We start from the raw sequence: 10,680 nt of genomic DNA on the forward strand, positions 1-10,680 counted from the left end.
GACAACATTCGAGGGGAGGGAGCGACGTATCCTCCCGGCCCTGAACGGCTGGGTTTCCACGCCGCAATTCCGATGAACGGTGCCAACCACCGGATGGACGGCCCCTCGACCTTCCCTCTCCCGACCATGGGCGGCTCGTGGTCAGAACACTTCGACCTGCTCACCGGGCTGCCGAGCCGAGGGGACACCGTCGTCGGCAACGATGTCTGGTTCGGTTACGGCACGATGGTCATGCCCGGCGTACGGATCGGGCGCGGCGCGATCGTCGGCTCGGGCGCCGTGGTTACCAGCGACGTGCCCGACTACGGCATCGTCGGCGGCAACCCGGCCCGCCTCATCCGCGCCCGCTACAACGACCAGGACGTTGCCCGGCTGCTGGCGGTGGCCTGGTGGGACTGGCCCGTGGAGCACATCACCGCGCACGTGCCGACGATCATGTCGGGCAGCATCGCCGATCTGGAGGTCGCCGCCCCGGACACTGCGCGCGGTTGACGCGCGGGCAGGAGATCCTGTGCGGGCGCATCGTCCTGCGTGGGACGTCTCCAATCGCACCGTAACCGCATGCGGCCTGTCCGTGGCATCCGGCCACGGAGCCTGCACAGAAACACGTTTGGCGGATCACGGCGGCCGCTGCTAGTTTTCCGGAGGCCGTGCGAGAGACCGAGGAGGTGGTACCCGTGAACGTTTCGACATGGGTGCTCCCCTCTGGGGTCACGGTCGGGCGATAGGTCGTCCGGGAGCGCCGTTCACGAGCACTTCCGAAAGGCACGACCATGCGATTCACTTCTGAACAGCGCCTCGATGACGGCGTCCTCGAACGTGAGTTCACCCTCGGCGAGATCCCCGGCATCCTGTGGACGCCCACATCCGCGTCCGCACCGGTCCCGCTGATCCTGCTCGGCCACCCCCCGCTCGGACTGCAGAAGATGTACCCCCGCCTGGTGGCGCGGGCCCGGCGCGCCGCGGCGGATGGCTTCGCTGCGGCTACCATCGAGCTCCCCGGGAGCGGTGCCCGGCCCCGTTGGGCCGCCGCCGAGCAGGCCCGCGCCGACCTGCGCCGGGCTCTGGAGGCTGGCGAGCCGGTCAGCGACGAGATCATCGACGCCCTCATTCTCCCGCTCGTCGACAAGGCGGTCCCGGAATCGCAGGCCGCCCTGGATGCCCTCCTGTCGCTGCCCGAGATCGGCGGCCCGGTCGGGTACTCGGGGGGAGTGATCTCGGTCGGCATCCGGCTTGCGGTGGCCGAGCCGCGCATCGTGGCCGCCGGGCTCTTCGCCGGGAGTTTCGTGCCTCGCACCATGTTCGAGGAGGCCCGACAGGTCACCATTCCGCTGCATGTCCTGCTGCAGTGGGATGACGAAGGGAACGACCGGCAGGCGGCCCTGGACCTGTTCGACGCCTTCGGCTCCAAGGAGAAAACGCTGCACGCCAACATGGGCGGACACACCGGTGTCCCGCAGTTCGCAGGGGAGGACGCGGCCGGGTTCTTCGCCCGGCATCTGCGCTACGGTAGCCGCGGGCCGGGGCCCCTTCGCCAGGCCAGCAGCAGGCGGTAGGCGGCGCTGGCCAGCACGCCGCTCATCGAGGACGGGCCCCGGCCCTCCTCGATGACGGTGGCCAGCAGATACACAACCGCCCCGATCGCGGCGGTACCGGCCGGTCGGGACGGAGTTCTGCTCTTGGTGACCGGCTTGACCTCTGCAAGATCAGCTGTACGTACTTCTGTACTCCAAGGAGGACCCCGACATCAAGGTGTTTGGGGGGCTATTGGCACCAAAACCACGTGCCGATCTTTCCCATCGACAAACCACGAACACTCGAACCGTCGGCTCCGCTGGCGCCCAAAGAACCTACCGAAGTGGTCCCCGTTCAACCTGCCGGAATCAAGATGGCGGTCGACGGTAAATGTGGTGCCCGGAAGCCTGAGCGTGGCTAGAGTCGCGGGCATGTACTTCCATCAGATCTACGGCTGACACGGTCGGGGCAGCGCCCCGGCTTCGCTCCCGCATGTCCATGTGCGCCCCCTTCCGACCGTGCCTTCTCGGTGGGCGGCGGCGCGCTGGCTTGCGGTGTCCTCTTCGCCGTAGACCTGAAATGAGTGAGCTTCCGTGTCTTCCGTGTCCCGTCGCCGCGCCCACATCGCGATGGTCGGCATCCCCGCCGTCAGCCATGTCCTGCCAAGCCTTGAGGTCGTCCGCGAGCTGGTGGCCCGCGGCCACCGCGTGACCTACGCCAACGACCCGGCGGTGGCCGACCTGATCGCGGCCACCGGCGCCGAACTTGTCCCCTGCACGTCCGAACTGCCGGTCGCCGACAACGACTGGCCCGACGACCCCATCGCCGCGATGGGGCTCTTCCTCGACGACGCCATCCGGGCGCTCCCCCAGTTGCGCGCCGCCTACGATCCCGACCCGGCGGACCTGTACCTGTACGACATCGGCGCCTACGCCGCGCGCGCCCTCGCCGAATCGCAAGACCGGCCCGTCCTGCAGCTGTCTCCTACGTTCGTGGCCTGGGACGGCTACGAACAGGACGTCGTGGCACACCTGCGGCAACTGCCGGGCGCCGACGCGTACCGGGCGAAGTTCGCCCAGTGGCTCGCCGACTGCGGGGCGTCCACCACCGACGTGGACGCCTTCTCCGGTCGCCCCCCGCGGGTCCTTGCGCTGATCACCCGGGCGATGCAGCCACACGGCGACCAGGTCGACACCGACACGGTGACCTTCGTCGGGCCCTGCTTCGACGCACGTGCGGGCGCGGCCGGCTGGACCCGTCCGGTGGACGCGGAGCACGTGCTGCTGATCTCCCTGGGTTCGGCGTACACCCGTCAGCCGGAGTTCTACCGCCAGTGCCTGGCGGCCTACGGCAACCTGCCCGGCTGGCACGTCGTCCTTCAGATCGGCAGGTACATCGACCCGCGGGAACTCGGCGACATCCCGCCGAACGTCGAGGTGCACTCCTGGGTTCCGCAGCGGGCGATCCTGGAGCAGGCGGACGCTTTCGTCACCCACGCTGGCATGGGCGGCTGCGGCGAAGGACTGCTGGCGGGCGTTCCCATGATCGCTGTGCCGCAGGCCGTCGAACAGTTCATGAACGCCGACCGGCTCGTGGAACTGGGCGTGGCCCGCCGTATCGACACCCCCGAAGCCACCGCCGAGACCTTACGGGCGGCCCTGCACGACCTGGTCACCGACGCGCAGGTCGCCCGCCGTTCGGCGCTGCTACGGGTCGGCGCGCAGGCCGAGGGTGGCACCCCGCGCGCCGCTGACCTCATCGAGAACATGCTGGCCTGAGCCTTGCCGTCACAGCCGGGGGTGGTGAAGCGGCTGTTCGCTGTTCACCACCCCCTGTTCTCATCTGGGTGGCGTGTCGCAGGAGCGCGGAGGCTGGTGAGCTCGGCGATCGCTTTCGCGGAGGGTGTGAGGTAGCGGCGGAGGGTCTCGGGCTCTTTGTGCCGTGACTGCTGGTGAGGCTGGCCACAAGGGGTCTCGTGGGGCGGGCGGCGGTGGGAAGAATGGCGGCCCGTGGACCCCCTGTCGCTGACCACCCTGCTCGCTGCGGCCGCCATGGCCGGTTGGGTCGATGCCGTGGTGGGGGGTGGGGGGTTGTTGCTGTTGCCGGCGTTGTTGGTGGCGGCGCCGGGGATGCCGGTGGCGTCGGCGTTGGGAACGAACAAGCTGGCGGCGATCGCGGGTACGACGACGGCGGCGGTGACGTACGCGCGGCGTACGAAGATCGACTGGGCGGTGGCGGGGCCGTCGGCGGGGTTGGCGGTGTGTTGCGCCGGGTTGGGTGCGGCTCTGGCGGGGGCGGTGCCGGCGTCGGCGTACCGGCCGGTGGTGTTGGCGGTGTTGGTGTCGGTGGCGGTGTTCGTGGTGCTGCGGCCCCGGTTGGGGGTGGTGGCGCAGCCGGAGCGGCGGACGCGGTGGCGGGTGGCCACGGTGGTCGCGGTGGCGGGTGTGGGGATCGCCCTGTACGACGGGTTGATCGGGCCGGGCACGGGGACGTTCCTGGTGTTGGCGTTCACCGCGTTGGTGGGTGCGGACTTCGTGCACGGTTCGGCGATGGCGAAGATCGTGAACGCGGGCACGAACCTGGGGGCGTTGGTGGTGTTCGCGGCGACCGGGCACGTGTGGTGGCTGCTGGGTGCGGCGATGGCGGTGTGCAACATCGCCGGAGCCGCGCTCGGGGCGCGGATGGCGCTGCGGCGCGGCTCCGGCTTCGTGCGGATCGTGCTGTTGGTGGTGGTGCTGGCGCTGGTGGGCAAGCTCGGCTACGACCAGTGGGTGGCGTCGACCTGACCGCTCTCCCGGGTGCGAGGCCGGCCCTCGGTGCCGGTTTCTGCGGGCTGACCGCTTCCCGGGGCGCGACGGCCGGCCTCGGCGCCGGTGGGTGGTGTCAGGCGTGCCGGACGACGTCGGTGTAGCCGAGGCGGGGCAGGCGCGGGAACCAGGCGTTCTCGGCGGGCCGGCCGATGTTGACCACCAGCAGGCTCTTCCAGGTGGAGTCGGTGAAGAACTCCCGGTCGACGCCGGCGGCGTCGAATCCGCCCATGGGGCCGGCGGCGAGGCCGGCGGCGCGGACGGCGAGCAGGAAGTAGCCGATCTGCAGGGTGGCGTTGAAGCGGGCCATCTTCTCGCGGGCCTCGGGGTTGCCGGCGAGGTCGTCGCGCAGCTGCGGTCGGATCGGGAACACCTGCGGGATGAACTCGTGGAAGTCGGTGTCGGCGGCGAGTACGGCGACCATGGGCGCGGTGCTGGTCTTGGCCTGGTTGCCCTCGCTCATGTGGGCGACCAGGCGCGTGCGGGCCTCGCCCGGGCCGACGAAGAGGATGCGCAGGGGCTGGGCGTTGACGGCGGTGGGCGGGAACTTGGCGAGTTCGAAGATCGCCTGGAGCTGCTCGTCGGTGACGGGTTCGTCGGTGAAGGCGTTGGCGGTCCGGGCGTCGGTGAACAGCTGCGCCTGGGCCTCGGGGTCCAGGGTGATCAGGGGCGAAAAGACGTCGGTCATCGGGGCATCTCCATGCAACGGACTGGTTGGCTACGACGACAGTAGCAGCTAGCTTTTTAGTAGTTCCTGGTTCCGTCGGTCCTCGCCGTATCCTGGGACCATGACGGTCGAGCGGGAGGTCGACGGCGCGCGTCGGGCGTGCCACGGGGGCATCACCCGGGCCTTCGCGTTCCTCGGCAAGCGGTGGAACGGCATGCTCCTGGGCACCCTCGCCGACGGCCCGGCCGGGTTCGCCGAGCTGGGTCGCGCCCTGCCCGGGATCAGCGAGTCCGTCCTGTCCGACCGGCTGGGCGAGCTGGTCCGGGTCGGGCTGGTCAGCCGGACGGTACGGCAGGGCCCGCCGCTGGGGGTGAGCTACGAGCTGACCGAGCGGGGCGCCGCGCTGGTGCCGGCCCTCGACGCGCTGGCCCGCTGGGCGGACGAGAACCTCCCCGCCGCGCCGCCCACCGGCTGCTGACCCGCGCCACCGCGCCCACGGGGTCACCGGCGTGGGACCGCCCGAGCGGATGTGTGATCATCAGCGGATGCCGGTACGCGCCGAACACGACCGGGCCGTCCTCGCCGGGCTGCTGGGACGCGACCCGGTGCTGCACGCCTACCAGCTCGGCGACCTGGACGACTTCTTCTGGCCGTACACCTCCTGGTTCCGCCGGGGCGAGGAGGTGGCGTTGCTGTACCACGGGGCCGACCCGCCCACCCTGTTGGCGTTCGCGGCGCCGCCGCGGGCCGCGGAGCTGGCGGCGCTGCTGCGCGAGCTGGCGCCGGTGCTGCCGGCCCGGCTGTGGGCGCACCTGTCCCCGGGCCTGGAACCGGCGCTGGCCAGAGCGTACCGGATGGAACCGGCCGGCCCGCACCACAAGATGGCGCTGACCGACCCGGCCCGGCTGGCCGCGACCCCGCCCGCCGGGGTGGTGCTGGACGCCGCGGACCTGCCGGCGCTGCACCGGCTGTACGCGGACGCCTACCCGGGCAACTGGTTCGACCCGCGGATGCTGGACACCGGCCAGTACGTGGGCATCCGCGAGGGCGGCGAGGTGGTGGCCGTCGCCGGGGTGCACGTGTTCTCGCCGGCGTACCGGGTGGCGGCGTTGGGCAACGTGACCACCCATCCCCGGGCCCGGGGGCGCGGGCTGGCCGCGTCGGCGGTGGCCGCGCTGTGCGGGCGGCTGCTGACCGACGTCACGCATGTCACGCTCAACGTGAAGGCGGACAACGGGCCGGCCGTGCGGCTCTACGAGCGCCTGGGATTCACCCGCGTCGCCGACTACGGCGAGTACGCGTTGACCGCGCGCGGGCGGTGACGGCCGGTCGTCCGGCGGCCACCGGCCGCGCGGCCCGGCGCGAGCGCCGGCCGGGGCGGCGGTGTGCCCGTCCGGCGCGGTGGCCCGGACGACCGGCCGAGGGTCGACGTGAGAAGCCTTTCACCTGCATGTTCGGCCGCCCAGAGGGGTCGGGAACCCGACGCTGGGCGCTGCTGGTGTCGGACCGGCGGGGGCCCGTCCCGGCCCTAGCGTCTCCCGGCAGAGGTCGCGCGTGCGACGCGCGGCGGAGCTGAAGGAGCAACGCATGGCAACAGCAGCAGTGCCCTGGCGGCGAACACGGACGGTGAGTCTGCTCGCCGGCGTGACGGCGGTGGTGACCGCGCTGGCGACACCCGCGGCGGCGGCGCCCGGGGTGAACCCGGCCCTCGTGGACCGCGACGCCGACCCCGGCACGTCGATCGGCGTCAGCAAGGTGGTGTCCACCCCGCCCATCCCCCCGAAGCCCGACGTGGTGCTGCTGGTCGACACGACCGGCAGCATGGGCGGGGCGATCGCCAACGTACGGACCAACCTGCAACAGGTCATCACCGACGTGCGCGCGGCGCAGCCGTCGGCGCAGTTCGCGGTGGCCTCCTACCGGGACACCGGGGACGGCGCCGAGCTGTTCCAGGTGCGGCAGGACCTCACCGACGATGCGACGGCCCTGCAGAACGCGGTGAACGGGCTGGCCGCCGGCGGCGGCGGGGACACCCCGGAGGCGTGGGTGAACGCGCTGGTCGAGGTGTCCGAGGGGGCGATCGGCTACCGGTCCGGCAGCAGCCGGATCGTGGTGCTGGTGGGTGACGCGCCGAGCCACGACCCGAGCAACGGGCGCACCCTGGCGCAGGCGACGGCGGCGTTGCAGGCCGACGAGGCGCGGCTGCTCGCGGTGAACGTCAGCGGTGGCGGTGGCGGTGGCGGCCTGGACGCGACCGGGCAGGCCACGGCGGTGGTGTCGGCCACCGGCGGGCAGCTGGTGGGCAGCTCCCCCGACACGGTGACCGCCGCGATCCTGGCGGGCCTGCGGGACCTGGACGTCACGGTCACCCCGACGGTGACGTCGTGCGACGCGGGCCTGTCGGTGGGCTTCGACGCGGCGTCGCGGACGCAACAGTCGGGCACCGACGTGCCGTTCGCCGAGACGATCACGGTGGCCGCGGACGCCGCGCAGGGCGCCGAGCTGATCTGCACGGTGGACTTCCTGCTCAACGGCCTGTCCGGCGGGCCGGCGTTCACGCAGCAGATCCGCGTGCGGGTCAACGACGTCACCCCGCCGACCGTGGTCGTCGACGACCGGACGATGGAGGCGACCAGCCCGGCCGGCGCGGTGATCGACTACCCGGCGACGGCGACCGACAACGTCGACGGTCCGCTGACCCCGACCTGCGTGCCGCCGCCCGGCTCGGCGTTCCCGCTGGGCGCGACGTCGGTGACGTGCACGGCCACCGACGCGGCCGGCAACACCGGCAGCGACACCGCCGTCATGAGGGTGGTGGACACCACCCCGCCGGCGACGGCGTGCGTGCCGACGAACAACCCGAGCGGCGGCAACATCCCCGGCTCCTACAACCCCGACGGGTTCTACGAGCTGACGTCGACGGACGTGGTGGACACGGCCGTGCAGGTGTTCATCGGGGACGCGGCTGACCCGAGCGTGCGGTTCGGGCCGTTCCCGGCCGGCACGAAAATCAAGCTGGTGCAGGCGCCGGGTGCGCAGTCGCGGGTGAAGGACGGCACCGGCGACATCGACTACAAGGTGACGTTGCGCGGCGACGCGCTGATCGTCGGCGTGGACGACGCGGGCAACGCCTCGTCGCCGGCGGTGTGCCTGGTGGCTCCCCCGCCGAAGTGACGACCGCCGCGCGGGGCCGAGCTCCGCGGGTGACGTTCCGGCCGCCGGGCCCCGTCGGGGTCCGGCGGCCGTTCGCGTACGCGCCTGAGCCGCGGCGGGTCGCCCCGGCTCAGGCCGTGCACGCACGGCGGGTCGCCGCGCGTGCGCGGTTCAGCCGCGGCGGCTGGGCGAGTCGAAGCGGCCGGCGCGCATCTCGCGCAGCGCCCGGCGGCGGGTGTCCCCGCGCAGCGTGTCGACGTACAGGCGGCCGGTCAGGTGGTCGGTCTCGTGCTGCAGCGCCCGCGCGAGGAACCCACTACCGGAGATCGTCAGCGGCTCGCCGTGCTGGTCGAAGCCGTGGGCGGTGGCGTGCATCGCCCGGGGGGTCGGGAAGTAGAGCCCGGGGACGGACAGGCAGCCCTCGTCGTCGTCCTGCAACTCCTCCGACAGCTCCAGCGTCGGGTTGACCAGGTGGCCACGGTGGCCGTCGGCGTCGTAGACGAACACCTGCGCGTTGACGCCGATCTGGGGCGCGGCGACGCCGGCGCGACCGGGAGCGCCGAGCAGGGTGTCCATCAGGTCGGTGACCAGGGCGCGTAGTTCGGCGTCGAAGCTGGTCACCGGCTCGCTCGGGGTGCGCAGCACGGGGTCGCCGATGATCCTGATGGGTCGCATCGTCATGCCGGCAAGGTTATCCGTCGTCGCCCGCGGTGGCGGCGTCCGGGCGGGCGGCCACGAGCACCTCGACGCCGTCGAGGATGCGGGCCAGGCCGAACTCGAACGCGCGGGCGGGGTCGCCGGCGGCCTGGTACTCCTGACCGGCGGCGCTGCCGACCCGCGCCGCGACGGGATAGCGGCGCGGGTCGAGGGCCTTCTCCAGGTAGGGGGCGTGGGCCTGCCACCACTGTTCCTCGGTCATGCCGGTGTGCGCGGCGGCCTGGGCGGCCTCCACGGCGCTGCGCACGGCCCCGTGGACGTACCCGGAGACGAGGGTGACGACGGCGTCCATCTCCAGGTCGGTCAGGCCGATGCCGTCGACGGCGCGCAGCTCGTACTCGTAGCGGGCGATGACGTTGGGGCCGAGCGGGGGGCGGGTCGTGGCGACCTGCAGCAGCCAGGGGTGGCGCAGGTAGAGCGCCCAGGTCTCCCGGGCGATGTGTGCGAGGCGGCCGCGCCAGCCGCCGGGCACGTCGTCGGGGCGGGCGGTCTCGCCGTAGACGGTGTCGAGCATGACGTCGAGCAGTTCGCCCTTGCCGGGGACGTACGTGTAGAGGCTCATGGTGCCGACGCCGAGGCGTTCGGCGACCCGGCGCATGGACAGGGCGGCCAGCCCGTCGGCGTCGGCGACCTCGATGGCGGCGCGGACGATCCGGTCCACGGACAGGTCGGGCCGGCCCTTGCGGCTGGCGCGTTCGCGGGTGCGCCAGAGCAGGGCGAGGCTGCGCGCGGGGTCGCCGGTGCCGCTGTACTCGGTCGTCATGCCCCGGAACTCTACCGTGCGCCGTACCGTATGTTGTACGGTACGGCGTACGGAACGAGCGGACGGGGGCGCGGATGCACCGGGACGGACCGGCCATCGAGGCCGAGGGACTACGCAAGCGCTACGGCGACACCGAGGCCCTCGCCGGCCTCGACCTGACGGTGCCCGCCGGCACGGTCTGCGGGCTGCTCGGGCGCAACGGCGCGGGCAAGACCACCGCCGTGCGGGTGCTGGCCACCCTGCTGCGGCCCGACGCCGGCACCGCCAGGGTGGCCGGCGCCGACGTGCGGCGACACCCCGACCGGGTGCGCGCCCGCATCGGGCTGGTCGGTCAGCACGCCGCCGTGGACGAGGTGCTCAGCGGCCGGCAGAACCTGGTGCTCTTCGGCCGGCTGCACCACCTCGGTGGCGCGCGGGCCCGCGCCCGGGCCGCCGAACTGCTCGCCCGCTTCGACCTGACCGACGCCGCCGACCGGCCCGCCGGCACGTACTCCGGCGGGATGCGCCGCCGCCTCGACCTCGCGGCCAGCCTGGTCCTCGACCCGCCGGTGCTGTTCCTCGACGAGCCCACCACCGGCCTCGACCCGCGCGCCCGGGCGCAGGTGTGGGACGCCGTGCGGGGCCTCGTCGCCGACGGCACCACCGTGCTGCTGACCACCCAGTACCTGGAGGAGGCCGACCAGCTCGCCGACAGCGTCCGGGTCGTCGACGCCGGCCGGGTGATCGCCGACGGCACCCCCGACGAACTGAAGGCCGCGCTCGGCGACGACCGGGTCGACGTGGTGCTGTCCCGCGCCGACGAACTGGACCGGGCGGCGCGGGCCGTCGGTGCCGCCGTCGCGGCGAGGCCGCACGTCGACCCGGCGGCCCTGCGGGTCAGCGTGCCCGTCTCCGGGCGCGTCGCCGCGCTGGCCGCCGTGCTGCGGGCACTCGACGACGCCGGCCTGACCGCCGCCGACATCGCGGTACGCCGCCCCACCCTCGACGAGGTGTTCCTGAAGCTCACCGGTGAGGACTCCCCCGCCGCCCGCCCCGCCGAGGAGAAGGTGACCGCGTGA

10 protein-coding genes and 1 pseudogene are annotated in these 10,680 nt (G+C 72.8%); 8 read left to right on the forward strand and 3 right to left on the reverse strand.

Annotation, left to right across the window (positions count from 1 at the left end; genetic code table 11):
* Positions 1-72 precede the first annotated feature (72 nt).
* From AB0G14_RS14565 to AB0G14_RS14580, 4 genes and pseudogenes are all read left to right on the forward strand, one after another.
* A pseudogene (locus AB0G14_RS14565) lies at positions 73-492 on the forward strand (CatB-related O-acetyltransferase); the annotation flags it as partial.
* 281 nt (positions 493-773) lie between these two features.
* Positions 774-1,556 (forward strand): alpha/beta hydrolase, encoded by a 783-nt coding sequence (locus AB0G14_RS14570; RefSeq protein ID WP_357697376.1) that lies wholly within the window; start codon positions 774-776, stop codon positions 1,554-1,556.
* Between the two features lie 552 nt (positions 1,557-2,108).
* Positions 2,109-3,293 (forward strand): macrolide family glycosyltransferase, encoded by a 1,185-nt coding sequence (locus AB0G14_RS14575; RefSeq protein WP_357697378.1) that lies wholly within the window; start codon positions 2,109-2,111, stop codon positions 3,291-3,293.
* 231 nt (positions 3,294-3,524) lie between these two features.
* Positions 3,525-4,301 (forward strand): TSUP family transporter, encoded by a 777-nt coding sequence (locus AB0G14_RS14580; RefSeq protein ID WP_357461918.1) that lies wholly within the window; start codon positions 3,525-3,527, stop codon positions 4,299-4,301.
* A 97-nt stretch (positions 4,302-4,398) separates the two neighbouring features.
* On the opposite strand, the gene AB0G14_RS14585 is transcribed toward AB0G14_RS14580, so the two are convergent.
* A complete protein-coding gene (locus tag AB0G14_RS14585; RefSeq protein ID WP_357697381.1) occupies positions 4,399-5,010 on the reverse strand; it encodes a malonic semialdehyde reductase in 612 nt (203 codons plus the stop codon).
* A 100-nt stretch (positions 5,011-5,110) separates the two neighbouring features.
* Here AB0G14_RS14585 and AB0G14_RS14590 point away from each other — a divergent pair, with 100 nt between their 5' ends.
* The 3 genes from AB0G14_RS14590 (at position 5,111) to AB0G14_RS14600 (ending at position 8,163) form a co-directional block, all read left to right on the forward strand.
* The gene (locus tag AB0G14_RS14590) at positions 5,111-5,467 is read left to right on the forward strand and encodes a helix-turn-helix domain-containing protein (protein WP_357697383.1); all 357 of its coding nucleotides are present in this window, start codon (positions 5,111-5,113) and stop codon (positions 5,465-5,467) included.
* Positions 5,468-5,534: 67 nt separating this feature from the next.
* Positions 5,535-6,311: a GNAT family N-acetyltransferase gene (locus AB0G14_RS14595; protein ID WP_357697385.1), complete on the forward strand. Its 777-nt coding sequence runs from the start codon at positions 5,535-5,537 to the stop codon at positions 6,309-6,311.
* Between the two features lie 265 nt (positions 6,312-6,576).
* Positions 6,577-8,163: a VWA domain-containing protein gene (locus tag AB0G14_RS14600; protein WP_357697387.1), complete on the forward strand. Its 1,587-nt coding sequence runs from the start codon at positions 6,577-6,579 to the stop codon at positions 8,161-8,163.
* Positions 8,164-8,313: 150 nt separating this feature from the next.
* Here AB0G14_RS14600 and def read toward each other — a convergent pair whose 3' ends face one another.
* Both def and AB0G14_RS14610 read right to left on the reverse strand, forming a co-directional pair.
* The gene (def, locus tag AB0G14_RS14605) at positions 8,314-8,823 is read right to left on the reverse strand and encodes a peptide deformylase (protein WP_357697389.1); all 510 of its coding nucleotides are present in this window, start codon (positions 8,821-8,823) and stop codon (positions 8,314-8,316) included.
* Between the two features lie 10 nt (positions 8,824-8,833).
* The gene (locus AB0G14_RS14610; RefSeq protein ID WP_357697391.1) at positions 8,834-9,622 is read right to left on the reverse strand and encodes a TetR/AcrR family transcriptional regulator; all 789 of its coding nucleotides are present in this window, start codon (positions 9,620-9,622) and stop codon (positions 8,834-8,836) included.
* Between the two features lie 74 nt (positions 9,623-9,696).
* Here AB0G14_RS14610 and AB0G14_RS14615 point away from each other — a divergent pair, with 74 nt between their 5' ends.
* Positions 9,697-10,680: an ATP-binding cassette domain-containing protein gene (locus tag AB0G14_RS14615; protein ID WP_357697393.1), complete on the forward strand. Its 984-nt coding sequence runs from the start codon at positions 9,697-9,699 to the stop codon at positions 10,678-10,680.

The organism is Micromonospora sp. NPDC023814 (genome assembly GCF_040639595.1).
Lineage (GTDB): Bacteria > Actinomycetota > Actinomycetes > Mycobacteriales > Micromonosporaceae > Micromonospora.

Excerpts from the sequence above, each read along its gene's own strand:
- AB0G14_RS14570 (WP_357697376.1), top strand. The coding sequence starts at position 774 with ATGCGATTCACTTCTGAACAGCGCCTCGATGACGGCGTCCTCGAACGT.
- AB0G14_RS14585 (WP_357697381.1), bottom strand. The coding sequence starts at position 5,010 with ATGACCGACGTCTTTTCGCCCCTGATCACCCTGGACCCCGAGGCCCAG.
- AB0G14_RS14590 (WP_357697383.1), top strand. The coding sequence starts at position 5,111 with ATGACGGTCGAGCGGGAGGTCGACGGCGCGCGTCGGGCGTGCCACGGG.
- AB0G14_RS14595 (WP_357697385.1), top strand. The coding sequence starts at position 5,535 with ATGCCGGTACGCGCCGAACACGACCGGGCCGTCCTCGCCGGGCTGCTG.
- AB0G14_RS14600 (WP_357697387.1), top strand. The coding sequence starts at position 6,577 with ATGGCAACAGCAGCAGTGCCCTGGCGGCGAACACGGACGGTGAGTCTG.
- def (WP_357697389.1), bottom strand. The coding sequence starts at position 8,823 with ATGACGATGCGACCCATCAGGATCATCGGCGACCCCGTGCTGCGCACC.
- AB0G14_RS14610 (WP_357697391.1), bottom strand. The coding sequence starts at position 9,622 with ATGACGACCGAGTACAGCGGCACCGGCGACCCCGCGCGCAGCCTCGCC.
- AB0G14_RS14615 (WP_357697393.1), top strand. The coding sequence starts at position 9,697 with ATGCACCGGGACGGACCGGCCATCGAGGCCGAGGGACTACGCAAGCGC.